Genomic DNA, 26,267 nt, shown 5'->3' on the forward strand with positions numbered 1-26,267 from the left:
CGCTGGCGTAAGCTACATCGCTTGCGAATGGGGCGACAGCGCCAGAGGCAATCGACGCAAACGTTTGCGTAGACCGAACTATGCGAATCCCGCCGACATTTGTCAACAATCAGAAATCGTCATTTGTTGTAGGGCGAATCCCCCGATGCGCCCGTTCTTCGTCAAACCGTGGTGTTCACCACATTGCCACTGGTTGAACCCTTGGACATTTCATTGACCAATGCAGCGGCGACTTCCGTCATCGCGGCGCTGGTTTGCGCGATCTGCCCCTGAATCGACATGACCGCCTGGGACTTGGCTTCGGGTGTCGGGTAGCTCTTGGCCTGGGCGGCGGCCAACTGCTGTTGCTGCTCCTGAAGCTGCTTTTGCAATTCCTGCATGCGCTTGAGCAGCATTTTTACAGTGGTATTGAGGTTGCTGCTGCTCTCGGCTGTGCCTTCTTCTGGCGCAGCGCCGCCGGTCCTGACCTGATTGCTTTTGTCTTTCTCGACGCCCAGGGCCTCGGCGGAAGCGTCCTTCCCCGCCTCGTTCAAAGTATTGATCGTCGCAGCGGTTTTACCGCCGATGGTGACAGCACCCGGATTTGCAAAGCCGACCGTCAGTGACATGTGTATCCCCAGATTTCAGATTCCTTGAACATCCATCGGCGCTCGCCCGGATTTCTTTAGCAGAAAATCGAAAATCGGCCAGCCGATGGGCTCGACAGCGGTCGTAGTCTTTTTCGGCGAGCCGAACACGAAAGCGTACTTTGTTCGGGAAACCGGATAGAACCTTGCGCCCAACTTTTACTTACACCTGAAATCTTGATGTAAATCATCAAGTTAAGCATTTTGGCGAGGCACAGTACGGCTGGTACAGATCCTGCTCCTTTCATCGCACCCCGGGCATCCAGATCGGCTTGGGGCGCATCTAGATGAACCTGCATCAGCACCGTCTCACTACTAGAGAGAAAAATAATGAAATCTGCTTTCAACACTTTGGTTCCGGGCGCTTTGGCCCTCCTGCTGCTCCTGCCCACCGCCCTTCATGCAAAAGAAGTCGAAACACAGACCAGGCTCGCCAATGTCGTGGTACTCGCCACCGGCGGCACGATTGCCGGTGCCGGCGCCAGTGCCGCCAACAGCGCCACTTATCAGGCCGCGAAGGTCGGTGTGGAGCAACTGATTGCCGGCATTCCCGAACTGAGCAAACTGGCCAATGTGCGCGGCGAACAAGTCATGCAGATCGCCTCGGAAAGCATCACCAACGAAAACCTGCTGCAGTTGGGGCGTCGCGTCGCCGAACTGGCCGACAGCAAGGATGTCGACGGCATCGTCATCACCCACGGTACCGACACCCTGGAAGAAACCGCGTACTTCCTGAACCTGGTGGAAAAAACCGACAAGCCAATCATCGTGGTCGGCTCGATGCGTCCGGGCACCGCCATGTCCGCTGACGGCATGCTCAACCTGTACAACGCCGTGGCCGTGGCCAGCAGCAAAGAAGCACACGGCAAAGGCGTACTGGTGACCATGAACGATGAGATCCAGTCCGGTCGCGACGTCAGCAAAATGATCAACATCAAGACCGAGGCGTTCAAAAGTGCCTGGGGCCCGTTGGGCATGGTCGTTGAAGGCAAGTCCTACTGGTTCCGCTTGCCAGCCAAGCGCCACACCATGGATTCGGAATTCGACATCAAGAACATCAAGAGCCTGCCTGACGTAGAAATCGCCTATTCCTACGGCAACGTCAGCGATACGGCCTACAAGGCTCTCGCGCAGTCCGGCGCCAAGGCGATCATTCACGCCGGCACCGGCAACGGCTCGGTGTCCTCCCGCGTCGTCCCGGCCCTGCAAGCGCTGCGCAAGGACGGCGTACAGATCATTCGCTCGTCCCACGTCAACGCTGGCGGCTTCGTTCTGCGCAACGCCGAGCAACCTGACGACAAGTATGACTGGGTCGTTGCACATGACCTGAACCCGCAGAAAGCCCGCATCCTGGCGATGGTCGCGCTGACCAAGACCAACGACAGCAAAGAGCTGCAGCGGATGTTCTGGGAATACTGATTGACCTTCGCCCGGTCCATTCCTGACCGGGCAATCTGCGCATCATCCATCCCCTAAAATGGGTGATGCGCTGCTCACCGCCCTCGCGCACTTTTCCTACAAAAAATTCGATACCTCCCACACCAAAATCAGAAAACCACTGTCAGAGGATTTTCTTGAATTTTAAGCAGTTGCGAAAACGCTTACAGTTAAATACTGTATGCACGTACAGCTTAATAAGGATAACCTCGTGGCCACTTCCCCTGATGCTCCTGACGCTTACGAACGCATGGGCATGCGCGTTCAGAAAATCATCAATTCCCCCACCGCCCAAAAAGCTAAAGCCGCATTGATCTTCCGTTTGCCAGACGAGCCTATGGACGATTGGGAACGCCTGCTCGAGGAAATCGACGAGAACGACAATGTCACCCTCGCTTATCGCGACGACGGTGGCGTACAGATTTTTGGGTTGTGCCGAAGGAAGATTGATTCAATGAGTGTCCGCTGTTTTGCGTTGCTGCTGTTTTTTATCGCCGTGAGTGCTCAGGCCGGCGCGCCCCGAACCTTCTCCGAAGCCAAGAAGGCTGCCTGGAAGCTTTATGCGCCCCAGTCCACCGAGTTTTATTGCGGATGCAAATACACCGGGAACCGGGTTGATCTGAAAGCCTGCGGTTACGTACCGCGCAAAAATGCCAAGCGTGCGTCGCGCATCGAGTGGGAACACATTGTGCCGGCCTGGCAAATCGGTCATCAGCGCCAATGCTGGCAGAGCGGTGGACGCAAGAACTGCACACGCTACGACCCGGTCTATCAGAAAGCCGAAGCCGATCTGCACAACCTGGTGCCGAGCATTGGCGAGGTGAATGGCGACCGCAGCAATTTCAGCTTCGGCTGGTTGCCAGTGCAATCGGGCCAATATGGCTCGTGCCTGACCCAAGTTGATTTCAAGGCAAAGAAGGTGATGCCCCGCCCTTCGATCCGCGGCATGATCGCCCGAACGTACTTCTACATGAGCAAGCAGTACGGCTTGCGCCTGTCGAAACAGGATCGAAAACTGTATGAGGCGTGGGACAAGACCTACCCTGTGCAAGACTGGGAACGTCAACGCAATCAGAGCGTGGCGTGCGTGATGGGACGCGGCAATGAATTCGTCGGTCCGGTGAACATGAAAGCCTGCGGCTGAATCGGCAGGTAAAGAAAGCCTCGAACGTGATGTTCGAGGCTTTTTTATTGGCTAATTAGCCGCCTTGTTGTGTCGCCAGTACCCCATCAGATTGAGCGATTCGCGCGGCAGGCCGCAGTCCTTGATCAGGTATCTGCGCAAGCTCATCACCGCCGCAGACTCTCCGGCAATCCAGCCATAAAATCCATCCGCAGCGTTATCGGCGATCTCCCAGAGAATGTCTTTTTCGATATCGACGTCAGCCAGTTCAGGTGATTGAGTGCCCGAGGCCGCACGAATTGGCAGAGCAGCCGCCCGTACGGCTTGCACCATCAAGGTTCCAGCGACCGACTCGCTCACCCGATCGCGAATCAGCCACTGCACCGACAATCCCGGCCAATCGGGAACGGCAAGCATGTCCTGCAGGCTGTCCACTTCAAAAAACGCCTGGACTTGCGGCGCCACCGAAGACATCGCCAACTGCTCCAGTATGCCCATCGCGGCCGGCAGCGCTGTCGCATCGGCAACCAGCAGCACCTGCTTGAGGGTTTGCGGCGGCTTCCACTCAAAACCGCCCGCTTCCTTCGCCGAGAATTGCCGGTCAGGTGCAAGGATCTGCATCGCATCGCCTGGCTGCGAATGCAGTGCCCAGCGCGACGCCGGACCTGTCTCGCCGTGCAGGACAAAATCGATATCGACTTCGCCCTCCTCGGCGCGCAAGTGGCGGATAGTGTAGGTGCGCATAGCCGGGCGTCGATCCGCCAGCATCGCGCGAAACCGAGCGTACCAGCCGTCCTCCTGGGCGAGCTTCGCGTGCGAACCATTGGCTGCAGGGAAAAACAGTTTTACCCGCTGATCCGGGGCCCAGGTAGCCATCTCACTCACTGCCGGACCCGCCAGCGTGATGCGCATCAGGTGTGGACTCAACCGGGTCTTGCGATGCAGGGTTGTATCAAACAGCTTGTACGGGTTGGCGGAGGCCATGGGAGCTCCTATTGGAAATCATCAGCGACTGCACAAGGAACGAGTCGCGCCTGACAACCTTTAGCAGGCTCCGCCGAGCGGATCGTTTACGGCGCGATCGGATGCTCGATCAACACCGACTCAATGTTCTGTTTTTTTGCCTTGACCAGCGCCGCGTCCACCTGCACCTTCCGTGCTTCGGCCTCTGCCCTGGAATTGAACGGGCCAATCAGAATGCGCGTTTTGCCACTGCTGTCCTTGATGACGGTCGGCACGAAAGCATGTTCGATCAACCAGCCACTCAGGTCACTGACCGCCTGCGGAGTCTCTCCGCGCACTTCCAGATCCCACTGCGGAGCCGCGGCGACTGCCGGCGCTGCAACGGCAGTTTTTGGTGTCGGCACATCACCTTGCTTGCCCTCTCCGCAGCCCGCCAGTACCAGTGCTGCGATTACCCAGACCAATTTGCGCACAACGCTTTCCTCGAAAATTCCAAAGCCGCGATCTTATCATTCATAAATCTTCGCGAGCCCCGCAAAATGGGCACAAAACAACGAGATTGATGCTTACAGCCTCTGTATAGTTACGCCCTGGGAATTAATGCCGCTTCTGCGCGTCAGAAAGAGGCACCCAAACCGTGAGACTTCGCACTAATCTATACGTACCACCGACCTCTGCACTGTCTGAATCAGGTGCCCTACAAAGCAATCAAGGAGAAGACCATGCTGATACTCACCCGCAAAGTCGGTGAAAGCATAAACATTGGCGACGACATCACTATCACTATTCTGGGCGTTAGCGGCCAACAGGTCCGCATTGGCATCAACGCACCAAAAAACGTGGCCGTGCACCGTGAAGAGATCTACCAGCGCATCCAGGCTGGCCTGACCGCACCGGACAAGCCACAAACGCCTTGAGTCGCCTCGCAGTCAGTAGCCAGTCCGTTTACCTTGTGGAATGACTGGCTAGAGATTTACGCGCCGTTTTGCTATCCGCTTCCCACATCCCTGGGCACGGCGCCTGACACGCAAGTCCCGCCTTCACTTCAACATCCCACTCCTCCCGTTGCCCGCCAGATACTACCCGCCATCTCAGCGACTGGCTGTCGGACGTTTCCGACAGAGCGCAGGGAATTCGCACCGCTAAACAAATGACACGCCACGCGCCATTCCCGTCGCTGCGATCACCATCAATACCAATAACAGCGCCTCGACATGACTGATACGCGCGTAGAGCCCCGCGCGCTTTGTCGACAGCGCTGCGCCGCGCGCCAAGGCGATCCGCCACTTGATCAGCGTCACCATCGGGGCAAGCTCCAGCAACAGGATCAGCACGAACAAGGTCATTTTCAAATGGAACAGCGGTTGATGCAGATAATAATCCGTGCCCTTTTCAAACCCGCCAAAGGCCCGCATCCCGCCAGTGACCAGCAGGATCAACGCAGACAGTCCCCAAAAATTATCAGCCAGCAAGACGCGCCGGGGATTACCATCCTCAGCGGTCAGCCGCGCGAATGCGGTACCGCGGGTCAGCACAGCCCAGAAGCCCAAGGCAAGAGCGAGCAAGTGAATAGCGGCGAGAAACCAGTGAGCCAGCATCGATGCACTCTCCTTCACAGGAAGTTGAAAATCGGCCAGTCAGTAGTAGTTGAAAAAATCCCGATGCGCTTCGGCGCAATCGTGAAACGCGCCCCGTCGAACCGAATCGTCGACGAATGAGAAAAGCCAAATCGCAGGCAAAAAAAATCCCAAGCAGCTGATGGAAGCTTGGGATTTAAAAATGCATAAACCGTGGTGGTGAACGCGGGGCGGATAGTACTGAAACCCACCTGCTGCCACAACAGTTTTCTGATAACCGGCTGGTTCAATAAAACTGTAACCCTTTCAATATCCACACTATTTTAGTGGATGTAGGACGAAGGTACCGGAAAGCGAACGGTAGGTGAAAGAAATGGTCTTGTGACAAAGGCTGGCGAGGAAGGCTACGCTAATGACCCTGGCAAGGACCTTGATTATGATGCCAGGGCAGGCTCGGCAACGCAGAAGCAATCCGGAGATTTGAACGTATGGAAATGAGTGAGACTGTTCTCAAAGCATCCCTGAGTGCAGAAGAACGCTCGGCGATCGCCGAGATCGAAGCAACCACCAATATCTTGCAGCTCGTTACGCGCCTGACCGGCACACGCTTCGCCGGGATCGCAAAATTTACCGAAACCGAATGGATAGTCTGCTCGGCGTACGATCCGATCGAACTCGGCATCAACGTCGGCGATACCCTGGATCTGGAGACCACGCTTTGCAGCGAATTTCGGCGCGACCCCAAGGTGCTTTTTCTGCCGAAAATCAGTGAAGACGGACGGTTGTGCTCACGGCCAGTGGTGAAGCAGTTCGCGATCGAAAGCTATGCAGGCGCACCTGTTTTTCTGCCGGATGGAAGATTGTGGGGAGCATTGTGCGCGCTGGATTCTCGCGCTGTGCTTTTCGATAACCCGGACCTTGCGGAAACACTGACGCTGTTCGCGAGGCTCATAGGCTGCATTTTCTTCACCAACCTGGCGGCAGAAGAAAACGGACGCAGCGCACCGCAGCGCGCCTGACCGTACACGCTTGAAAGCCCTCTCAGTTACGTTGGCCACCAAGCGGCTTTACAAATCCCAGACAACAAAAAGGGCCCACCTTTCGGTGAGCCCTTCCAGACCGCCCAGCAGAGCGGATTTTGTTTGGTAGGCGCGATTGGACTCGAACCAACGACCCCCACCATGTCAAGGTGACTTCGGAATACACGCAAGCTATTGATACATAAAGGAAACGTGCCAAAATCAACGGGGTAATAAATCGCCTTTACACCCTATAATAATCAACAACTTAGCGCTGTATTTTCCTACAGTACTCCGCGCTTCCCCGGCGTTCTGCCGACATTCACCAATCCAAAATCCTACAGCTCGTCGCCTCACCATCGCCCGCTTACCGCGCCTCGATTACTGTATATGCAACCAGTAACCAGCAAGGCATTCCCGTGGACCCCCTCTATATAGAAGACACCGACGATTGGCTCGGCAACCCCACACCGCTCGAAACCTGCCGACACCAGCTCAGGATGTACGAGAACGAATTCGAAGCACTCACCCTGAAGCTGGAGCGCGCACTGGAAAATGTTCACGGTCTGGTCAAAGACAACGACGCGCTCAGGCAGCAAACGGATTCGCTGCGCACAAAGTTGGCAGCAGCCGAATCATCGGCGGCAGATGAGCGCCGGCGCGCCACCGATATCGAGACCAGAAGCAATTGGGAGCTCATGGCGAAGAACAAACACATCTCTCACCTGGCGACAGAAATCCAAATCCTCAAGGGCGAGAATCCCTACGAGTCGCGTTTTCCCCATCAGCGGGAAACCGATCGGACGTAATCTTGGCACGCCTGCAGCGCGATCAGTCCGCGGTCGCCGGTGTCGGTGATGGCGATAATTCGTTGAGCATGCGCCGGGTTAAGTCGGGCTCGTACTGCTGCATGATCCACGCCGCCGGCACCGGTGGTTTTTGGCACGTCACAGCCACTGGCTGAATCCGCGTCGATGAGGACTGACAGCCGCAGATCAGCAGTGGCAAGGCGATCACGCAGGCGATCTTGGTCACGTTGGGCATCGCTCAATTTCCTGAAGTGTGTTTGCTCGCTGGCCGCCAACCGCTGCTCGAGCGCCAGACGCTTGTCCTGCTCGGCCTTCTGCGCGTCGGTGCCGGCCGTGGCAAGCTGGTTGAGGGTCTCGCCATTGAGCTTGGCCTGCTCGGCGAGCTGCCGGCCGTAGCGCCAGTCCTGAAACTGCCAGGCGCTGCCGAAGCCGGCGAGCACCAGCACCACCACGCCGATCAACCGCCATGGGACAGTACTCACGGCACATCCTTAAAGAAGACGTGACCGCCCAGCTTGAGTGTCTGCTTGGCCTTCTTCGCCCAGGCCGGCGCCTTGATGCTGGTGGCGTAGTAATGCGTGGCGCCGCCAGTTGGGTCAGCCACCGAGCCGTCGATCACCTGGTCAGCCGCTATCCGGCACTGGGCCAGTTCACGGAACGGGATCTGCTTCACGCCGATCAGGAACTGATAGTTCGCGTCAGTCTTGTTCCAGCAACTGAACTGGTACGGCTTCTGGCACACGCCGGCGTAGCCCTCACCCCACCATGACTTATCCTTTCCATCGAAAACACGGTTGCGGATAGTCCAGGCCACGGCCACTAGACCGGCCGCACCTTCGCCGCGCGCTTCACCCCATAGGGTGCGAGCGAGGATATCGCGATCTTTTTCGGTAGCAGTCATCACTTTTCTCCAGGCGAAAAAAACCCGCCGAGGCGGGTCCTAATAATTTTTCCTTTTATGCTGCCGCAGCTACCGGCCGCGCACCGGAGAGTTTGTTTCTTATAACTCTCCTGCACGGCGTTTCTACCAAATGATAAAGAGCCGCAGAAACTATAATTGTTGCAACCCAAAATGCGAAATACAGCGCAACCGGATCTGAAACCATAAGATCAGAGCAATATTTATCCATCACTCTTAGTATTATCTGATGAACCATATATACGGAAAAGCTTATCTCACCGAGGTAAACGAGAACCTTATTAGAAAGTAACTTACTGACGAATCCTCTCTGCTTGGCCATAACAAAAATTGCGATTGCAATGGCTGGGAAGCTTCCAGCCGTTGCCAACCAATCCATCACACCACCAGGCAACAGGTCGTTATTATATTTCCAAAGTTGGTGCGTGATGGCCATCGAGAGCACAAGGATGGCCAGCGTACCGACCTCTAATACGGTAGCCGAAAGCGGCGAATGCGATGTTTCTCGAATTGAGTTGTAAACCTTCCAAGTGAGCATTCCCACCATAAACTCTACGATTCGGCACAACGGACTTATGTATAAAAGTGCAGAACTACTTATCACCTCTGTAGAAGGTCGAGCGGGGAGATCTAGAGTAATGCATATACCCATCATCGTCACAAGCATACCAACCGCCATCGCCGCAACAATCTTCCAATTTTTTTTCATAAAAAATAAAAGCACTGGGAAAGTCACATAAAACGCGAGCTCGGTTGAAATGCTCCACGAAACAAAATTGTACGAGTAGAACCAATCAGCATATGGAACCCAAGAATGCAGAAGAATAGCATTAGCGCCAAACTTAGCTATTACGTCAAAACCGTTTGACATTAAAGGGGCAGACCCAAACTCATAAACAACGCAAGCTAAAGTTACCATGTGCAAGGGCCAAACTCTGCTAACCCTCGCAACCAGATACTTCCTATAGTCGCGTTTCTCATCCATTTTAAAATACGTGTAGCTCAGAATAAATCCTGAAAGCACGTAAAAAAATGAGACAGCATTTCCTGCATTGAATAGATCAAACCTGAACGCCTCAAAACCAACTTGCTGCCCAGAGTGACCGATTGCAATGAACGCGGCAGCTATAAATCTAAGAGAGGTAAGAGGGTTAAGTTTGGCGCGCTCTGACACTGCATGATCCTTTTGGTGTCGAATTCATCAGCCGGCGATTCTACAGAATGAGGCCCCACCCAGGAACAAATTTGAGCAGAGCTGCGCCATTATCAATCAAGGTTGCACTGGCCAGGTCGGATCAGCCAAGGCCAGATCCACTCGGTTCACTGACACGCTGTATTGTTTCCATTTTTTTAATTGCGCTGCTTCGGCAGGCGTTGCATCCTCGAGATCGACAGCATACTGAAGTGGCGCTATCGCACGCGCAGCGAGTTGAAGCAGACTATCTCTTACGGCGGTATTACTTGCAACCAGCTCAGCTGGAGATGGCTGATAAGGAACCGGTGGAGAGAAAGAGCTGCCGTCGTAATTCCAACCGCTTTCAGGCATTGGCTTCAGCTCCGTGACGTCGATCAGTTGGTCGACAAACTCCAGGGTAAAGCGTTCGCCGATAGGAATCTTAACACCACCCTCTGTTTCGAATGGCGGAATCAACTCCTGAACCACCCCACCTTCGACCCTCACAAACCAATTCATCATGCATACTCCCATACGATTACAATACCGCCAGAGCCGTCTGCACCAGCAAGAGCGGGCGAGCTGACGCCGTTTACACAACCACCGCCGCCAACTCCATAACCGATAGCAGGGACAGTCGCACTGCTGCTATTGCCCCTCTGACCGCACCCGAACTTTGTGCTGGCACCCGGCCCAAAAATAGGAGCGGAAAGACCAGCAAGCAAGCTAGACGAAGCAGCGGCTCCAACGTTCTGATAAATATTTCCACCAGTTGGTGCTGCAGAAGCAGCTCCGGAAATTCCAACGGCCGGTGGCGCAGCCGCTGCCCCTCCTAATCCACCTGGGCCTCCTGGCGCAGTTACCAGAGACCCAAAACTGCTCGATCCTCCTGCTGAACCATTGTTCGCGCCTGCTGCACCACCAGCACCTTTGGCGCCAACTGTCACAGTCACACCATTGAATCCAGAGGTATGCCGAGCGATCGCATATGCTCCCGCAGAACCCCCACCACTCGCAGCCCCAGTGGTTGCCCCAGTTGCCGAAAGCCCACCACTACCGCCGCCAGCGCCTTGAACCTCTTCGATTACGCTGTTAGTTCCTGGTGTTGCGTTGTAAGTAAAAGTGCCGGCAACATTAAAAACCCGAACGCCTATCAGGCGACCTGGAGAAACCCCTGACTGCGTCACGACAGCCTTGATTGCTGCAAGCAGTTGCATGTTGTTGAGCTCATCAGGCGTGAGGCCCGCACCGGTGATGACATGAATAATTTCATCGGTGACCGCATTGCCCCACTGGGCAGGAATCAACGAGCCGGGAGTGCCGGCCAGCGGATCCTCATCCACAAATTTCCCGCCCACCAAACCAACGCTGGGCACACTAATCGGATAATCCACAGTTTTACCTCTCAGTCATAATTGATGTGTACGACGGTGTGCGCAGGTGCAGGCCGGCGAATCGAGCATTCAAGGGGGTCGCCTGGGTTGGTGCCGAAGCGCTCTCCCCAATAGCTGACACCGAAGCGGCGACCCTGCCGCTGCCTCCCGCCGGTATTCAGCGTCCACATGAACTGCGCTCGCCAAGTCCCAAAATGGGCCGAGCCGAAACGAGATCGACCGAAACGCGGTGCTCGGTGTTCGGTGATGGTCGCGTCCGGGTAGCCTTGGCTCACCGCGATTTCAATGAAGTACGCCCTGCTCTGCCCGCCTACCTCTACGAGCCGACGGCGAACGGCCAAGCGGCGATCCTCAAAAGCCGGGTTTGGCCCAAGGCAGGGATCCGGAAGGTTCATCACCGATTCCCAATCCGGCACCAGCTCGCTGACGCCCGAAGGGTCCATCTCGTTCAACAGGTCCACGGCGCGGGCATCGAGGCGCGAAAATTCAACAGAGACACCCTTCAGCACCAAGTCAATTTCTGGTACCAGTTCAGGATCCCAGGCTGGACCGGCAGGCAAGAGGCCGCGCAGTTGGCGACGGTACTGATCGGCAGTTCTCGCTACAGCCATGTGATGCCTCCAAAGGTCAGCAGCTCATTGGCAGCAGCGGTCACGTCGGCGGACGGGACAGTCAACGAGTGGTCGGTTTCCCCAGCTGCGCCGCTGATTGCTTCACGAATATGGCTGATCAACAGCTTGTCACCCAGGCCCGCCTCGCGCTCATGAAGGTCTTTCAGGCTTGCGGTGATAGCGGCGCGTACCGCGGTTGTATCGGGTACGGGGTGGATGCTGTAAAGCACGGGTTTCAGCGTAGGGGCAAAGACGTAAAGCTCGGCTGTTACCGGCCGCAACGGCTCGATGTAATCCTTGATCTCCTGCAGCTGCGCCGGGTTCGGCACTGGTACTGGATCGTTATCACGCATGACGAACAGGCCGACCGTGCCAGGCCCAAGGAAATTGCCACGGCACCATGCCCGCGTGACGCCGGGAAACTCCAAGGCCCAAGTCTCGTAATCGTCCACCGATCCACCGTGCGGGATGACGCGGTATGAACGGATCACTCGCGCGCGGAGGGATTCGATACTTTCCCTTTCAATGCCACCAGACAACCCGGGGGTAATAACGGTGAAAGCATTGGTCACGCCGGCCACCGGCTGGACCAGCGTGAGCTGAAGGCCAGCATCGGCGTTGCCGAGCGCTCCAGCTTCAACCGCTTCAATCGTGGTCGTATTCAGTCCCGCCACCGTAGTGACGCCGGCGGTAACTCGATACATGCGGCCGTCACCAGCCTGCAGAATCACATCGACATCCAGCACGGCGCCAGCGGCAGCGCTGAAGCTCACGCTACCCTCCGCAGGCTGAGCAGCGTTGCGCGGACGATTCAGACGCAGCGCAGCAATGCGCTCGAGCGTTTCCTCGTCGGCTTTGTCTGGCAGGATCTGGTCAGCAATCCAGTCGAGGTAGCCGTAAAGCCCGTAGGCCGTTCCGCTCAACGTTCGCGCCAGCACCTGCGCGTCGGAGCGCCGAAGCGCTTCGCTGGCAAGGTCGCTTTGCGTGCGGCTGATGAGCACCGGCAGTGAAGGGGTTTCAAACGGCATAGATCACCTGCCAGGAAGAGATGGGTTTAATTTCGATGCGATCGCCGCCGTGGACCGTGAGAATGACCGTCAGGTTCAGCCTGCTGATGTCGACCTTCTCGCTGGTGATCTCGATCGCGATCGCGTGGCCATCGTCCAGAAGCCAGCGCAGGGCTTCGTTCGCGTAGAACTCCGCATCACGTTGCGTGGCGTCAGTCAGCTTTACCCGGCGCAACAGCCACAGCCGCGAACCTATGCGGTCGTCGGCAATATCCGGGTAACTGTCCCCCCACCAGCCGAACAGCTCTTCATCGTCCACGGGGTCATCGGTCAGCGCTCGGCGCCAGGTAAACAGACTGACCAGCACGGCGCGGGTCAGGGCTGATTCACGATCATCAGAAAAGATCATCAGGCCCCCGCCGCGGGTGGACCGCTGTTTCCGTTGCCCGCCTGGACATTGGTGTGGACGTGAAGAATCTGGCTGACGCCGCCGGCGACCTGATCACCAGTCGAGACGATTTCCCCCGTCTGGTTGATGACTGGAGTGTCAAAGTTCACCGCGGTGGTCGCCTTGATGTTCAGCGTGGCGGTTTCGATATCGATGATCCGTCCACGCTTGAAGTGGATCTTGTCGCCTTCGTCGGTGTAGATGGCCACCTCGCCCGGCTCCAGCGCCGTGATTCGGTACCGACGATCAGCGGCAACCACGACAACGGCGTGAGACCGGTCGCCGCCGAGAAACATTGTGAGCACCTCGGCACCCGGGTGTGGATTGCTGGTCAGCCCGTAGGGCTCGAAGTGTTCGACGTTGTCCTTCAACTCGCCGGCAGTCAGCCTCACTTGCAGCGTCTGCATCATTTTCCCGGCTGCCGCCAGCACCACGGTGCCGCGCGCCATCATGCTTTTCAGGCTCATTTTTTTCGGCTCGTAGTCTGCGGGGATGAGGTATTCGAAGTTGTCGGCCTTGCCGCCCTTCTTCAACTTGCGGTCTTTGTGCGGGTCGTGCGGTTCCGGCTCGAAGCCGTCCGGCGGACCGACCTCCAACTTGGTGATCTGCCCGCTGTCGGTGAGCGTATAAGTCACCCGGGCGATGAGCATGATGCGATCGAAGCCCACTATTGGATCGATCACACGCACCAGCGAGTTGTGTTTCCACAGCGCGCCGTTCGACTGCCGCCAGCCCTGCACCGTGTAATTGGTGGTGAGGGCTTTACCCATGCGTGTGCCGCGTTCCCAGTTCGCCCGGGCCTGCGCCAGCTCATTGGTCATCTGGCCGGATTCCTGAATGATCATGACCCGCTTGCGTCCAACGCGTGGATCCGCCACCACCGCCGACACCTCTGCCGCCTGCTCGCCGAATTCGTCGTCGGTACCGCTCTTCTGGCCGAGCACCTGGTACTCGGAAAACACCGCCGAGAAGTCCAGCGCGGCGTCACCTGTCAGAATGTTATTGCCGACTTCCAGCGCATCGAACGCCCGGACTTCGCTGCCGGGCTTGGCGAGCACCGCCATGCCCTTGGCGTCATCGGTGGAGAAAACGCGGAACAGCGTCAGCAGGCGGTCGATGGATTCAAAAACGGTTTCGCCTGGCTCGATCGTGTGGTCTGACAGCTTTGCCCCTTCCGGGATCTCGCTACGGACACGCACGCCGTACGGCGCCGACAGCGCCCTGACGATCGAAAGGACGCTTTGGTTGTTCCACTGCCCCGGCTTATTGATTGCCGCACAGTCCACCAGATCGGCGGCGAGGGAGCGGCCGCTGACGCTGGTGGTGATTTGCTGATGGTCGTAGCTGATCGGCGTGGCGAACACCCAGCCCGTCAGAACAAGGTCGTCGCCGATCCTGACCTGGCATTTGGCACCCTGCTTGATCGGCAAAGGCAACGGCTGCCCGGGCCACTTCCATGTAATGTTCAGGGTGAACGACCGCGCCTGATCCTCAAGCCCGGCGGTGATCTCTACCGATTTCCAGCCGAAGTAATCCAGACCGTCAACCGTGAGGCTGACAGCGTTGACGTCTTCCATGGGTTACCTCTGGGCGATTTTGATCGGGCGGGCCGGGACGAACCCGGGGTGACGCAGCCGATTGCGCTGCACTACTTCGGATTCCCGAGTGGCATCACCGAAACGACGGTAGGCCAGCACCAGCGCCGACAGCGTTTCAGGCGGTGTGATCTCAACCAGGCGCACGCCCGACTCCGCTACAGCGGTCAGGTGTTTGACGATGGTCTGTCGCACGGTGTTGAGCACCATGTAGTGCTCAGGATCGGCCTTCAATGACGCTTGAAAAATCGCCTCGTTGAGGTTGTCGCGCAGCTCGATCACGTCGTCAGCCACCGGAACCTCCGGGCGAACGATCGGCTGGACCGCCTGCTGCTCGACCGACGCCACCGTGGCCGTCGAAACCGGCTGCGAGGCGACAGGCATTTCACTGATGATCAGGGCGACCTGCACCAGCAAAGCGTCCTGCACCAGGTTTGCAGTGGCTTGTGATGCCGCCGCCGCATCAACACCGCCTGAATCGCTGACGGTATTGATGCTGGCCACGGCTTCGGTCTGCTGCGTAGCGGTGGCCACCGAGTTCCTGTAGCTCGAACCAGAGTCGTCGCCCAGGTAATCATCCACCGAAAATTCGCTGAAGTAGCTGGAGAACAGCGACGACAGTGAATCCGGCGCATTCATCAATGACTGCACAAAACCGGTCAGATTGGTGAAGGCACCGATGATGGTGGAGAACTGCTGCTGGATCACCGTGTACACACCCGACAGGCTGTTGCGCAGACGGGCCAATCCCAGACGGGCCTGATCCACTTTAGCCATCGCCGACTTGTACCGGGCCAGCGCGGAATCGAGCAGGCTATCGGAGGCTTTCACCACCTGCTGCTGGGTGTTGACCTTCGCTGTTGGAAACTTCAGCGGGATGTCCGGATAGAACGTCACCGCGAACGCCGCCATGCCACCCTGCTTGAAGTCGTGCGTCAGCTCGGCTTCACCGGCCTTGACCTGCATGCGTCCGAGCCAAGGGTGCACCAACTCACCAGCGCCAGGAGTTTGCACGGCTTCCATGAATTTATCGCGGCGCTCGAAGCAGTCGTCACCGATGATCCAGCAGACCAGCCGGTGAACCTGAGCCTGTTTGCCCATTTGCTCGGCATAGGGCTCGTCGCGTTGCGGAAACTCGTGCAGCTGCACTTTCATGCCGACCGGCACCGAAGCCTGAGGGATCAAAAAACTGATCCCCGGAACGACGCCGGCAGCATTTGATCACGCCATGTCTGATCCATTTATGGCCTCATCACACCCACGGTGCGGGTGCCTACGTTGGGCTTGATGTTCAGCCCAGGCTGATTGGTTTGTGGCTTGTCGACCTGAAAGCCAGGTGGCGGATTCTCGAAGCGCATCACCAACTCGCCCTGCAGCTTCGGCTGACTGGCGGCCATGGCGTTCTGAACCAGCGAATCACCCTGCGGTGACCAACGCTCACCCTCCGGCCGCGGGCGCAGCAGCGTGCCGTCGCCGTTACCAGCCCGCGCGGGAGCCACCTGCATGGTCAGGTTGTTGACGGCATCGGTTGCGTTATTCACCGCCCCATCCATGCCGGCCTCGCCCACCATGCCGAATGCGCCCATGATCGATTTCACCCACCCGCTGATCTTGTCCCAGGCATCCTTGAACCACTTCAGCGCCGGCTCCCAGTTTGCAATCAGGGCGCCGGCGGCCATGGCGATCAGGCTGGCAATCAGGATGAAGGGGTTGGCTTTCGCCACCAGGTTGAATATCCGGGTCGCTACCGTCGCAGCCAGCACCGCCCCCCTCACCACTACCAGCGTTGCACTGAAGATTTTCCCGGCAACGGTTGCTGCCAACATGGCAACACGCATCGCAAGGAACCCAGCGGCCGCGCCCATCAGGCTCTTGGCCAGAACCGGGCTGGTCTGGGTGAATTTGTCCCACGCCAACTGGGCACGCTGGGCGACGGCTTTAATCAGATTCCACAGCGCCGAGAAGAACGGCGCCACCTTCTGCCAGTTCGCGATGAGCAGGCCAGCAGCTAGCGCTAGGCCGCGTATCACCCAGCCAACGACGGAAACCTTGGTCGCGGTGTCGAACAGTTTCATCGCCACAATGCTGCCCATCACCGCCAACTTGAGGGCGACGAAGGCAAGACCTGCACCAAGGATGCCCTTGACCAGCCCGGGGTTCGCCGCGGCGAATTCAGAAATCTGGCTCACGATCGGCCCCATCAGCGTCATGATTTCGTTGAGCGGCGGCAGCAGTGCGTTGCCGATCTCAATGCCCAGACGGGTCACGCGGTTGCGCATCAACTGCATGGCATTCGCTGTTGTTGCCGCGCGAGAGGAAAATTCCTTTTCCATCGACTTGGCGTAAATCTTCGAATCGCCAACCGCCGCAAAGTTTTGCTTCAGAATGTCGAGACTCGTAAGCAGTTGCGATATCGGCTTGATGGATTCTTTACCAAACAACTGCGTCAGCAGCCCTGCCTGCTTCGACTTGTCGACCTTTGAGATTCGGTCCAACACGTCTTCGATTGTGCCTTTCGCATCGGTCTGCATTCCCTTGGCGAGCGCCTTCGTGTCGAGTCTCAACGCCTTGAACGCTTGCTGTTGTTGTTTGGTTGCCGCAGCGCCGGCTGTCATGGTGAGCATGAAGTTTTGCAGGCCGGTACTGGCTACGTCTTGCGCAACCCCAACCTTGTCCAACGTTGCCGCCATCGCTGCCACTTGCCCAGCCGCCAAGCCGGCCACACCGCCAAGAGCACCCACTGAGGTCACCACGTCTGCTACGGTGCTGGCCTTGGCGCCCGTGTTGCCGAGGTAGTTGATCTGATCGGCGAGTGACACGACTTCGTTCTGGTTCATTTTGAACGCAGCTCGCCACTTGGCCATCATCTGACCCGATACATCGGCCGTCTGGTCAAACGCAATGCCCATCTTCACCGCGTCCTGCGCAAAGGCAATCAGCTCGTCGCGAGGAAAGTTTGCCTGACCACCGGCCGCAACGATGGCCGCGATTTCAGTCGCGGCCATCGGCAGCTTCTCCGACAGCTCGAGCACGTCAGCCCCCATCTGCTTGAACTGATCTGGGCTCTCGAAATCCACTACTTTTTTTACATCTGCCATCGACGACTCGAAGTCAATCGCGGCCTTCGTGCCGGCAACAAATGGGGCAGCGAATGCCCCGCCCTGCAACACATCTTGAAAACTGATCTTCCCGAGGCCCGAGCTTTCCATTTGCTTGCGAAAGCCCGCGACCTTTTTCCGGATGCCGCCCAGCATCGGCGACAGCTTGTCGACGCCGGTGATCAACGCCTTGAGCTGGAATTTATCCGCCATCACTGCACCTGCTGGAGATTATTGATTCGTTGCGCGTGCTCCATGGATTCGCGGAGCACGTCGAGCGGGCGAGCCAACATCAGTTCCGGATCCGTTTTCCAGAACCACGCCAGGTCATAAGCAACGGCGATCAGGTCGTGGATGGAGTCGACGCCGCACTCATGAAAAAACTGGCCACCGCCCAGCTCAGCGAGTTGAGATCTGCCAGATCCAGCTGGTTGACCGACGACGGCGGGATGCCAGCGCAGACGGCGATGTATTTGGCGGCCACGTCCATGTCCAGGCTGACTTCTTCGTTTTTGTCGATCTTGTACGGCAGCGCCTTTATGGCCCGCACTTCCTGCACCGTCGGACGGCGCATGGTCAGCTCCGTCACCGGCTCGCCGTGAGCCTCGATCGCAACCTGTAATTTTACTGCGCTCATTGCCAGCTCCCTTTCACGCCGTCGAATTGCAATTCAAGTGTGCCGTCGTCGCCCTTGAAGGAAGGCTCATCGACGAGGAACGCCCCAGACAACACGTAGACACGACCGTTGTTGAATTCACAGGTCACCGTCATATCGCGGCCGTTGGCCAGCTTTTTGATCGGAAAGCCCTGCGGCATCAACGCGGTCATCTTCAGGTAAGGCGGGAGCACTTCTTCCTTGTAAAAACCGGCATAGACGGTCTCGCGTTTTACCTCCATCAGTGGTGCTTCCGCGCCTCCCGTGATGGTCAGCTGCTCACCGTCTACTTTTACGTACGCGGTGCCGGCTACTTTTTCGCCCATGGTCTTTGTCTCCAGAATGAAAAAGCCCGCAATGGGCGGGCTGGATGTTCAGTTGAGCGTTACGCCGCTTCGTCGTACTGGAGGCGGAACTGGTTGAGCAGCGCGAAGATGCGCAGGCCGTTGATGTAGTCAGGCGGGAATAGCACATTGACCCGGCTCGGATCGTTGAGATCGCGCTCAACTACCAGATGCTCGGCGAAAAGGTCAGCGTTTTCCACGTGGCCTTCCAACTCGAGCTTGGCGTACTGGGCGATCAGTTCGCCGCGAATGGTCGCCGGGGTGACGATGGGCTGGCCGGCGCCGAAGCGGGTGCCGTCGCTCGCCAACTTGTGCCGACCGTACTTGCTGGTGATCACACTTTGCATGCGCCGGACGATGAACGCCGACTGGTGCATGGTCTCGCTGTCCAGGTAAGAATTGTCGGCCTGGCCGTAGGCGTTCTTCTGATAGGTAGTGATCGAGCGCTGGATGCGCACGTAGCCGCCCTCGTAGTACGCAGTTGCGATACCGTAGTTCAGCAGGGACTGGCGTTCGGTCAAGGTGAAGCGGTCACTGGCCGGCGCCGGATCGACGCCTGGCATGCTGCCGCTCTGCGTTGGACGGCTGGCATCGGCAGTGATGAACACCGCCGTGCGAGCAGCAAGCGATGCCGCCACCACCCAAACCGGTTGAGGCACCCCGGGTTCGACGCCCTGAATGGTCATGTGTTGATCGTTGCGCACCTGCCCGGCAGCGACCAGCGCGCCGATGGTGCCGCGCTTAGCAGTGTACACATGGCCGAACAACTGTTTCGCCCAGCTCCAGCGGCCAGTGTTGTCGTCCATCGCATCCTTCCAGGCATTCAGCGTGGTCGTGTCAGACCATGGCTGGCACAGGAATTCGAAGGGTTCGTCGCCCAGCGCGGCGATCGCATCGATAACATCCGGCGCGCCGGCGCCCGCGGTCATCGCAGTGGTGACCACAGTCAAGCCTGCCGGCGTGGATTCGCCGTTGGACTTGCCGAGACGGTTCATCTGAATGCTGATGTCGTTGCCGCTTTCGCCGGTCCATTTGCAGGTCAGCGTCACCACGCCAGCAGCGGCCGCCGCGGTGACGGGCAGGTCTGGTGTGGCGTTGATCTTCACGGCCAAGGCCGCGGCCGCGATCGGCGGGGTTGCCGCCGATGCCACCACCGACTGGACGCGCACGCCGCCGATGTACAGGTTCAGGAGCCCGGCCTCGGTAGCAGCGCCGGTGATGGTGATGGTTGCCGAAGCGGATTCGCCGGTTTCATTCTGGAGCGGCAGACACCAGACCTCGCCAATCGGATCGACCTTGCGCCAGGTCTCGTACATCGCAGCGAGCATCGAGCCTTGGCCGGCAATGCTCTTGGCGATCGCGAGGCTGGAGACCAGCACCAGCTTGCCGATGCTTTCGCTATCGGCGTCGTCATTGACCTGCGCGACGATGAGACGGCGCATCACGCTCGAAGCGCTGTTTGCCGCCGAGCTATCCATCTCCGCATAGAACAGCGGCACTCGGATATCGGCGGGGATGTTGCTGAATCCGACGGCCATTATTTGCCTTCCTCGATCAGCGCCGTTTTGCCGGCTTTGGTTGGTAGGGCTTCGACATTTTTGGTTCTGACGTCACCGTCAGCCAGGCGGCGGCGCCACCAGGCGTTGTCGGGGACTTCCCGACCTTCAACGGGCAACAGGTCGCCAGCCTCCGGATCGGGCACAGAGCGGCCAGCGGCCGGCACCACAGTGATGCGCTTGGTCATGGTGTTACGTCTCCAGTGAATGCAACTTCAATGCGCCCGTCAGGGCCAGGTCGTTTCAGGTTGGGGTCTGCAGGGTCAATGCAGTCCATGTTGATGGTCGCGCCAGTGAAGCCGGGCAAGCCGTCGAGCTCCCACTCCTGCCATGTTTCTGGCGGCTGGTCCCGCCGATTGCGGCCGATCTGGAATTCGGAGAAGAAGGTGAACTGGTAAACCACCCGCGCCCGGCTTATGTGTAGCAAGGCGCCTTTCCCGTATTCGATTTTTGTGTACTCAGGCCCTGGCACCCAGCCAACAAGAGCGCGCCAGAGCTCAGCGCGGATGTCGTGCAACAGATCGTTGTCGGCCTGGCCGCGATCGTCCGACGTTTTCAGCACGATCACCACATTGAACTGGTCAGTGATTTCCTGAATGACCATGTTCTGCGCCTTGCTGGGGGTGGCCGCGTCCGCCGTGGCAATCACATAAGCGGCCGGCAACTCGAGCTGAGCACTGTCGACGACAGCATCCCAGTCGATGCCGCCGGCAATACGACCGGCAAAGGTTGGGCACGTCAGCCGCAGATGGGCAACGATAGGGTTCAGTTTCATGCGGGTGTCCGGGGCAGCGATCAGCCCAGCGCGTTTGCGAATGCGACAGAGAGGATCGATTGAACTTGCGAAGCCGAGTCCTGCAGAGCGTCGGCCATGTAGTTGTCGCGCGGCTTGATGCGCCATTCGCCGGCGGCACGCTCAGCTAAAGCTGAAGCACGCTCGCCTCGCGCGCGGCGATTGGATTTCCCTTTCCCCTGCCCCGGCGCAAGCTTCCCCAGCTTGCGGCCCTTCTTCACGCCGTAGTGCAGATATGCCGGATAAAACTCTTCCATCGCCGACGTTTTGGTCGGAGAGATACGCACAAGGAATCCAGATCGGGAAACCTTGTAGGTCACGGACTCGACCGTAGCGCCGGTGCGGTTCACCGGGTACCCATCCTGCCCTTTGCCCAGCACCAGGTTCATCTGGGCTCGTTGCACCACCAGCAAACCGACCTTGCGCATCCCGGCGCGAATCTTCCGTTTATCGAAGGCGTCACGCTGAAAGTTGTCAAAGCCTTCGACATGAAGGTAACCATCGATTGATGCTGAGTTAGCCATAGATGCCTCCACCTGAGTTGATCAGGCCGAGTTCTTCGACTTCCAGCACAACGAATCGGCCACGGCCGTTCATGTCTAACCCACGCTTCACCCGATACAGGGTTTGCTGATGAACCACTTCGTAGGCCGTCGTTATGCCAGTTCGAAAACGGAGGAATATGCGGTGGGTAATCTTGTTTTCGGTCTGTGCGCTGTCTGTGTAGACGGCCGACCCGACAGGCTCAATCTTTGCCCATCGCGGGTTGAGCTCCGAGAACAGCGACTCCAGGCCCATGTCCTCAGAGGGGGCATCATCTCGGCGGCGCAACGTGACGTGCTTGTTCAGCTCGCCAGCGCCAGGTTCGCGATATGCCATTCAAACCCCCATCTGGATTCTGTCGGGTTGCAGTAGCGATCGCGAACCGTGTGGTAGCTCGATCACCGAGGACGTATTGATTCCGGTCACCGTGTCCTCACGGCTCATCCATAAATGACCAAGGGTAAGCAGGCAGGCCGCAACGATTGACTTGTTTATGACCATGCCGCGCGCGACCGCAGTGCAATCTCGCAGCGCCTCAGAGAACACGAACTCTGCATCGGTAAAAGCAGCGCAGCGGTCATCCCAGTTTTCAACGGATTCCGCCGCCGTGACGGCCAGTTGATAAGCCGTGCGAGCGGCGAGGCGCGCTGCTGGGACGCCTGCACGCGCAGCAGCCAAGGTCGCAGCGTCGGCATAGAACCGCCGCTGCAAGAACTTCTGGGCAGCGGTTTCAGCACTATCAAGCTTCGACTGTACGTCTTCGACATCCTCGGATTCTGCTCGAAGGTGTTTCATTGCCAGTTCGATGCTGATGACGCTCATAGTTACTCGGCCTTTTTCTTGGTGCTGGGCTTCGGAGCGGATTTGTTTTCAGCTTCCGGCGCTTTCTTGTTTTCAGCGTTTTCGGCTTCTTTCAATTCGTAATCCTCGACGAGGCCGAGCCGGTGCAATTCTTTGGCGCGGAATTCATCGGCTGTGATCGTGGACCCGCGCTTGGCATACACATGCCCATCGAGGAATCCCTTTTTGGTTTTCAGTTGAATCTCTGGCATGGCCTGTCGCGCCCAGTCTCCCGGGCGCGCTCCTGATCAGTGAAAGGAATGAACCGGCTTACGGCGTTGGATCGTCGAACTCGCCGTGCACGAACGACTCGGGACGGTAAACCGCGAGAGCCAAACGCTCTTCAGCACGAATGGTCACCATGTTGGTGCGGAAGTTGTCGCCGTCTTCGGTCGAAACCTCGACAGCTGCGTCTTCCCGATCGAACACTTGAGCAGCGATGTTCATTGCCCCCACCAGGAACTCGCCCTCTGGAACAGCGTTGCTGTCGACAACCGGCAATTTCCAGAGACGCTGGACACCACCTTCCTGAACGTTTACCCAGATGTAGGACCCGGTGCTGTCCTTGGTCAGCTCAATATCTGCCCAGTCCACTGGGTTAAGTGCAATCGCCGAGGCGCGGTATTCGGCTACGCGCACTTGGAGGATTGCACGGCGCAAAGTGTCGATCTTCGTATCGCCGGATTTGCGCAGCGACTCGTTGAAGGCGGTGGCTTGTGGGATCAGACCCAGCAGGTTTTGACCGGTGCCGTCACCAGCGAGGATCTGCTCTTCTTCTTTGTACTTCAGGCCGTAAATTGCTCGGCCGTTGATGTAGCTCTGCAGGAGCGGAATGTCCGACAGCACCTGTTTCGACGCACGGAACCAGTGAGCGATGGTCTTTACAGTGGTGGTGACCAGGCCGAACGACAGATCAGACTGTGCCTTCGCTGCGCCTTCACCAGCCTGCGGCGCCGCCATGTTTTGGAAACCGGTTTCCTGTACGAACTCAATCGCGTTCGATCCAGTGCGGCCCGGCATGATCAGGTCACGGATAGTGAACTGGCGCTCGGGGTCGGTGACAATCCCTGGCACGCGGGTTGGCTGGATGCCCACGCCGACACCACCGGTGCCGGTGGTGGCGCTGGTGATGTTGGTAACGGCCTTCAGCCGAAGGCGGGCACGACCGTGGTCTTGCTTCACCAAGGCCTGGAAGCCTTCGGATTCAGCGAGCTGCTCACCGAAGGACTTTTGATCGTTCGGATCATTTGCAGAGAAACGGCGCGCCATCTTCTGCTCGATCTCATTCAACCGATCTTGCAGACCCAGGCCATCTTTGACCAGTCCGTCCAGGACAGTTTTGGTGTCAGCCAGAATGGTGCCGTGCTCTTTGATTTCTTGGCTCGCCTTCTCGGCGAACGCCTTGATTTCTTTGTCCCGCTGATCGAGCAGATCATTGACCGCTTTCAGCTGAACCTGATCGCCAGCGTGTTCCTTACGCTGAATTTGACGATGCTCGGAGCGAGCGTCGTTGCTCATGACGTTGTGCATGGTGAATCCTCAAAAAGAAGGGAGAACCAGCGCCGGACGCGATTTAAGCGCCTCGACGATTTCGATGGCTGCCAGGTCGCCCTCGGACTCGCTCCGGAGCAAATGCTGCAGTCCGCGATTGGCAATCACCGCAGACTGAGTTTTCGAGAAGCCTGCCTCGCGCAGGAGCAGCTCAAATTCAGGCATCGAAGGCAGGCCGCCATGGGCAAGCTTCGATTTGATAGTGTCGGTACGCGCCTCGTCGTTCGCCGGCACAGTGACGATCGAGATTTCCACCAAGTCGAGTTTGGTCAGCGTTCGAATACGCGTCTTTTCGTCGAACTTGGAATCGCGAACGTAGTACCCGATCGACAAGCCAGTGATGGAGCGCGACTGCATTCCACGCAAAGCGATGCGGGCATAGGGTGCGTCTGCCAGCCAGAGTCCGCCGGAACCGAACAGGCCTCGGTCATCCTCTTTCAGGCTCTCGATATCCCAGCTACCGATCGGCTCGCCGGTGCGGTGCTGCCACAACACTGGGAAGGTCCGGCTTTTAGCCTTGGCATCCGCGATGGATTCGAGGAAAGCCCCCGGCGCCACGACTTCGTTGTAGCTGTCGACAACGCCAAACACTGATCCGTAGCCAGAAAAAAGGCCGTCGTCTCCGACAGCCTTCACGTCATAGTCGAATGAGCGGTATTTCACCGCCACCGATTGGTCTTTTCGGTTCATTCAGAATTACCTTTTGGCTTGTCGTTGAGCCAATCAATGAGCGCTGATCTCGCTTGCTGAGCATCGCCCGCGCCTTCGCCGAGTTTGTCGATCGGGAGCATGTTGGACTGCACAGTCAGTTTCGCCGCGTTGCCGCCATGGGGAGCCATGTTCTCTTTAATCCGGCAATCGTCACGGGTGTAGATGCCGTTCTGGGTCATCGAGCTGTAAAACGCAGCGCGCGCAGCGCTGTCGGCGCGAAGCAGTCCTTCAGGATTGAACTTCGCGTAGAAACGACGGCGCTCATCCGGCCGAAGCAAGCGGCGATTGATGCTCTGTTCGATGCGCTTCATCCAGGGCAACAGCGTGAAGCTGAGGAAGCCGAGCATTTGCTGCTCCATCCCCGTTCCCCAACTGGTGCTGTTCGAGGTATGACCAACCATCCATGGCGGCACACGAAACCAGCGGCAGATCTCTTCCACGTTGAACGCTCGCGTCTGCAGCATCTGGGCATCTTCAGGCGACATCGACACCTGCTGATACTTCATCCCAGCCTCGAGAACCATTGTCTTGCCGGTGTTAACCGTACTGGCGAACTGCGCAGCCATGTCCTCTCGAATGTCTTCGCGCTGCGTCTTGTTCAGGATCGAATCAGTTGATAAGACGCCGCCCAACTTCATGCCGTTGGCAAACATCTTGCTCGCCGACTCATCTGCGGCCATTGCAGCGCCGAACACGTTGCGCCCCATCGCGATGGGGCTCAATCCGCATAACGGGTCGGTTCCGAACCCCCGTGTGTGCATCATTTGTTCGTCGAGCAGCGTATGAGACTTCCCAGTGCTATCGATGAATCGGTATTCGATTGAGCCGTCACCCAACCGGCGAGGCGGCGAAACGGACTGCGGAAGCAAAAACTCGAGCGATGAAACGTCCTTCCCCACCCGCGTTGGTTCGTTGAAGCTGTTGCCAGATAGCAACAAGCTTGCGACCACGCACTCCCAGAATTCGACAGGCGTCTGGTCAGCGTTGGGCTGAACGCTGATCACCCGGTGAACCGGATGCGCGCTTGCCACTACCGGCACGCCTTTCTGATCTTCGTAAAGGGCGATCGGTAGTGTCGCCAAGGTCTCAGCAATCAACCGAACACAAGCCCAGACCGTAGACAGCTGCAGAGCGGTTTGCTGGCTGACGGTTTTGCCCGAAGCCGAATCGGTGCCGTAGTAACCGTTCCAGAAAGACGCATCCCCAAGCCCGATACGGCGCCCCACCCAACCGGCAAGCGAGGATCGCATAAGCCCAGGCTCGGCCGACTTGTGCAGCGCCTGGCGCAAAACTGCCTTGAGGGATCTATCCACCGGTCAACCCCTTACGAATGAACCCTGCCGCAATCAGAAAGGAAACGCCGCCCGCCACCAGAGCCCAGCCGAGGCCGGCGAGAACAAACACTCCAGCGGCGATAAGGCAGAACGCCACTACGGCCACGGCAATAAATAGGATCAGGCCTGTTTCCATGGTC

33 protein-coding genes, 1 tRNA gene and 3 pseudogenes are annotated in these 26,267 nt (G+C 57.9%); 6 read left to right on the forward strand and 31 right to left on the reverse strand.

Annotated elements, in window-relative coordinates; all coding sequences use genetic code 11:
* Positions 1-161: 161 nt before the first annotated feature.
* Positions 162-608, reverse strand: a complete 447-nt coding sequence (locus M0746_RS14895) for a hypothetical protein (protein ID WP_258449722.1) — start codon at positions 606-608, stop codon at positions 162-164.
* A gap of 348 nt (positions 609-956) precedes the next feature.
* On the opposite strand from M0746_RS14895, the gene M0746_RS14900 reads away from it, so the two are divergent.
* From M0746_RS14900 to M0746_RS14910, 3 genes and pseudogenes are all read left to right on the forward strand, one after another.
* Positions 957-2,045, forward strand: a complete 1,089-nt coding sequence (locus tag M0746_RS14900) for an asparaginase (protein ID WP_258449723.1) — start codon at positions 957-959, stop codon at positions 2,043-2,045.
* 268 nt (positions 2,046-2,313) lie between these two features.
* A pseudogene (locus tag M0746_RS14905) lies at positions 2,314-2,478 on the forward strand (DUF1654 domain-containing protein); the annotation flags it as partial.
* Positions 2,479-2,517: 39 nt separating this feature from the next.
* Complete coding sequence (locus M0746_RS14910) at positions 2,518-3,207, forward strand: endonuclease (protein ID WP_208938008.1); 690 nt, start codon at positions 2,518-2,520, stop codon at positions 3,205-3,207.
* A gap of 51 nt (positions 3,208-3,258) precedes the next feature.
* Here the strand turns inward: M0746_RS14910 and M0746_RS14915 are convergent, their stop codons facing one another.
* Together M0746_RS14915 and M0746_RS14920 are read right to left on the reverse strand one after the other, a co-directional pair.
* On the reverse strand, positions 3,259-4,170 hold the full coding sequence (locus tag M0746_RS14915; RefSeq protein WP_258449724.1) for a siderophore-interacting protein: 912 nt from the start codon (positions 4,168-4,170) through the stop codon (positions 3,259-3,261).
* Positions 4,171-4,256: 86 nt separating this feature from the next.
* Positions 4,257-4,622: an SPOR domain-containing protein gene (locus M0746_RS14920; protein WP_208938017.1), complete on the reverse strand. Its 366-nt coding sequence runs from the start codon at positions 4,620-4,622 to the stop codon at positions 4,257-4,259.
* A gap of 249 nt (positions 4,623-4,871) precedes the next feature.
* On the opposite strand from M0746_RS14920, the gene csrA reads away from it, so the two are divergent.
* Entirely contained in the window at positions 4,872-5,066 is a 195-nt protein-coding gene (csrA, locus tag M0746_RS14925) for a carbon storage regulator CsrA (protein ID WP_003179932.1), read from the forward strand.
* Positions 5,067-5,291: 225 nt separating this feature from the next.
* On the opposite strand, the gene M0746_RS14930 is transcribed toward csrA, so the two are convergent.
* Together M0746_RS14930 and M0746_RS14935 are read right to left on the reverse strand one after the other, a co-directional pair.
* A complete protein-coding gene (locus M0746_RS14930; protein ID WP_258449725.1) occupies positions 5,292-5,747 on the reverse strand; it encodes a DUF2214 family protein in 456 nt (151 codons plus the stop codon).
* Positions 5,748-5,761: 14 nt separating this feature from the next.
* A complete protein-coding gene (locus M0746_RS14935) occupies positions 5,762-6,016 on the reverse strand; it encodes a hypothetical protein (protein WP_258449726.1) in 255 nt (84 codons plus the stop codon).
* Positions 6,017-6,214: 198 nt separating this feature from the next.
* Here M0746_RS14935 and M0746_RS14940 point away from each other — a divergent pair, with 198 nt between their 5' ends.
* Positions 6,215-6,745 (forward strand): GAF domain-containing protein, encoded by a 531-nt coding sequence (locus M0746_RS14940; protein ID WP_258449727.1) that lies wholly within the window; start codon positions 6,215-6,217, stop codon positions 6,743-6,745.
* Between the two features lie 124 nt (positions 6,746-6,869).
* Here M0746_RS14940 and M0746_RS14945 read toward each other — a convergent pair.
* Positions 6,870-6,934: transfer RNA gene (locus M0746_RS14945), tRNA-Val, on the reverse strand.
* A gap of 230 nt (positions 6,935-7,164) precedes the next feature.
* Here M0746_RS14945 and M0746_RS14950 point away from each other — a divergent pair.
* Positions 7,165-7,554, forward strand: a complete 390-nt coding sequence (locus tag M0746_RS14950; RefSeq protein ID WP_258449728.1) for a hypothetical protein — start codon at positions 7,165-7,167, stop codon at positions 7,552-7,554.
* On the opposite strand, the gene M0746_RS14955 is transcribed toward M0746_RS14950, so the two are convergent.
* The 25 genes and pseudogenes from M0746_RS14955 to M0746_RS15075 all read right to left on the reverse strand — a co-directional run bounded on the left by M0746_RS14955 (position 7,530) and on the right by M0746_RS15075 (position 26,263).
* A complete protein-coding gene (locus M0746_RS14955; RefSeq protein WP_258449729.1) occupies positions 7,530-8,036 on the reverse strand; it encodes a lysis protein in 507 nt (168 codons plus the stop codon). The genes M0746_RS14950 and M0746_RS14955 overlap by 25 nt on opposite strands.
* Complete coding sequence (locus tag M0746_RS14960) at positions 8,033-8,455, reverse strand: cell wall hydrolase (RefSeq protein ID WP_258449730.1); 423 nt, start codon at positions 8,453-8,455, stop codon at positions 8,033-8,035. The genes M0746_RS14955 and M0746_RS14960 overlap by 4 nt, the downstream gene beginning before the upstream one ends.
* Before the next feature lie 55 nt (positions 8,456-8,510).
* Positions 8,511-9,647, reverse strand: coding sequence for an acyltransferase family protein (locus M0746_RS14965; protein WP_258449731.1), 1,137 nt, complete (start codon positions 9,645-9,647; stop codon positions 8,511-8,513).
* Positions 9,648-9,743: 96 nt separating this feature from the next.
* Positions 9,744-10,169 (reverse strand): tail fiber assembly protein, encoded by a 426-nt coding sequence (locus M0746_RS14970; protein WP_274705818.1) that lies wholly within the window; start codon positions 10,167-10,169, stop codon positions 9,744-9,746.
* Positions 10,166-11,041: a hypothetical protein gene (locus M0746_RS14975; RefSeq protein ID WP_258449732.1), complete on the reverse strand. Its 876-nt coding sequence runs from the start codon at positions 11,039-11,041 to the stop codon at positions 10,166-10,168. Before M0746_RS14975 ends, M0746_RS14970 begins: the two co-directional genes overlap by 4 nt.
* Positions 11,042-11,052: 11 nt before the next feature.
* Positions 11,053-11,652 carry a YmfQ family protein gene (locus tag M0746_RS14980; RefSeq protein WP_258449733.1) on the reverse strand — a complete coding sequence of 200 codons (600 nt, stop codon included), beginning with the start codon at positions 11,650-11,652 and terminating at the stop codon, positions 11,053-11,055.
* On the reverse strand, positions 11,643-12,680 hold the full coding sequence (locus M0746_RS14985) for a baseplate J/gp47 family protein (protein WP_258449734.1): 1,038 nt from the start codon (positions 12,678-12,680) through the stop codon (positions 11,643-11,645). Before M0746_RS14985 ends, M0746_RS14980 begins: the two co-directional genes overlap by 10 nt.
* Entirely contained in the window at positions 12,670-13,068 is a 399-nt protein-coding gene (locus tag M0746_RS14990) for a phage GP46 family protein (protein ID WP_258449735.1), read from the reverse strand. Before M0746_RS14990 ends, M0746_RS14985 begins: the two co-directional genes overlap by 11 nt.
* On the reverse strand, positions 13,068-13,574 hold the full coding sequence (locus M0746_RS14995; protein WP_258451488.1) for a phage baseplate assembly protein V: 507 nt from the start codon (positions 13,572-13,574) through the stop codon (positions 13,068-13,070). The genes M0746_RS14990 and M0746_RS14995 overlap by 1 nt, the downstream gene beginning before the upstream one ends.
* 9 nt (positions 13,575-13,583) lie before the next feature.
* Positions 13,584-14,684: pseudogene (locus tag M0746_RS15000) on the reverse strand (phage baseplate assembly protein); the annotation flags it as partial.
* Between the two features lie 3 nt (positions 14,685-14,687).
* Positions 14,688-15,943: pseudogene (locus M0746_RS15005) on the reverse strand (DNA circularization protein).
* Positions 15,944-18,013 (reverse strand): phage tail tape measure protein, encoded by a 2,070-nt coding sequence (locus tag M0746_RS15010; protein WP_258449736.1) that lies wholly within the window; start codon positions 18,011-18,013, stop codon positions 15,944-15,946.
* 130 nt (positions 18,014-18,143) lie between these two features.
* On the reverse strand, positions 18,144-18,437 hold the full coding sequence (locus M0746_RS15015; RefSeq protein WP_150743313.1) for a phage tail assembly protein: 294 nt from the start codon (positions 18,435-18,437) through the stop codon (positions 18,144-18,146).
* Positions 18,434-18,781 (reverse strand): phage tail tube protein, encoded by a 348-nt coding sequence (locus M0746_RS15020; protein WP_258449737.1) that lies wholly within the window; start codon positions 18,779-18,781, stop codon positions 18,434-18,436. The genes M0746_RS15015 and M0746_RS15020 overlap by 4 nt, the downstream gene beginning before the upstream one ends.
* 59 nt (positions 18,782-18,840) lie before the next feature.
* Entirely contained in the window at positions 18,841-20,337 is a 1,497-nt protein-coding gene (locus M0746_RS15025) for a phage tail sheath subtilisin-like domain-containing protein (RefSeq protein WP_258449738.1), read from the reverse strand.
* A complete protein-coding gene (locus M0746_RS15030) occupies positions 20,337-20,543 on the reverse strand; it encodes a DUF2635 domain-containing protein (protein ID WP_258449739.1) in 207 nt (68 codons plus the stop codon). The genes M0746_RS15025 and M0746_RS15030 overlap by 1 nt, the downstream gene beginning before the upstream one ends.
* Complete coding sequence (locus tag M0746_RS15035; RefSeq protein ID WP_258449740.1) at positions 20,540-21,130, reverse strand: phage tail terminator protein; 591 nt, start codon at positions 21,128-21,130, stop codon at positions 20,540-20,542. Before M0746_RS15035 ends, M0746_RS15030 begins: the two co-directional genes overlap by 4 nt.
* A gap of 20 nt (positions 21,131-21,150) precedes the next feature.
* Complete coding sequence (locus M0746_RS15040; protein ID WP_258449741.1) at positions 21,151-21,672, reverse strand: hypothetical protein; 522 nt, start codon at positions 21,670-21,672, stop codon at positions 21,151-21,153.
* Positions 21,665-22,027 carry a phage head closure protein gene (locus tag M0746_RS15045; RefSeq protein ID WP_258449742.1) on the reverse strand — a complete coding sequence of 121 codons (363 nt, stop codon included), beginning with the start codon at positions 22,025-22,027 and terminating at the stop codon, positions 21,665-21,667. The genes M0746_RS15040 and M0746_RS15045 overlap by 8 nt, the downstream gene beginning before the upstream one ends.
* Positions 22,028-22,513 (reverse strand): phage gp6-like head-tail connector protein, encoded by a 486-nt coding sequence (locus M0746_RS15050; RefSeq protein ID WP_258449743.1) that lies wholly within the window; start codon positions 22,511-22,513, stop codon positions 22,028-22,030.
* 2 nt (positions 22,514-22,515) lie between these two features.
* On the reverse strand, positions 22,516-22,743 hold the full coding sequence (locus M0746_RS15055; protein ID WP_258449744.1) for a hypothetical protein: 228 nt from the start codon (positions 22,741-22,743) through the stop codon (positions 22,516-22,518).
* 58 nt (positions 22,744-22,801) lie between these two features.
* Positions 22,802-24,061 carry a phage major capsid protein gene (locus M0746_RS15060; protein ID WP_150743304.1) on the reverse strand — a complete coding sequence of 420 codons (1,260 nt, stop codon included), beginning with the start codon at positions 24,059-24,061 and terminating at the stop codon, positions 22,802-22,804.
* A 9-nt stretch (positions 24,062-24,070) separates the two neighbouring features.
* The gene (locus tag M0746_RS15065) at positions 24,071-24,772 is read right to left on the reverse strand and encodes an HK97 family phage prohead protease (RefSeq protein ID WP_258449745.1); all 702 of its coding nucleotides are present in this window, start codon (positions 24,770-24,772) and stop codon (positions 24,071-24,073) included.
* The gene (locus tag M0746_RS15070) at positions 24,769-26,106 is read right to left on the reverse strand and encodes a phage portal protein (protein ID WP_151550810.1); all 1,338 of its coding nucleotides are present in this window, start codon (positions 26,104-26,106) and stop codon (positions 24,769-24,771) included. The genes M0746_RS15065 and M0746_RS15070 overlap by 4 nt, the downstream gene beginning before the upstream one ends.
* Positions 26,099-26,263, reverse strand: coding sequence for a hypothetical protein (locus M0746_RS15075; RefSeq protein WP_164488109.1), 165 nt, complete (start codon positions 26,261-26,263; stop codon positions 26,099-26,101). Before M0746_RS15075 ends, M0746_RS15070 begins: the two co-directional genes overlap by 8 nt.
* Positions 26,264-26,267 lie beyond the last annotated feature (4 nt).

Source organism: Pseudomonas sp. S11P7 (assembly GCF_023195435.1).
Classification (GTDB): Bacteria; Pseudomonadota; Gammaproteobacteria; order Pseudomonadales; family Pseudomonadaceae; genus Aquipseudomonas; species Aquipseudomonas fluorescens_G.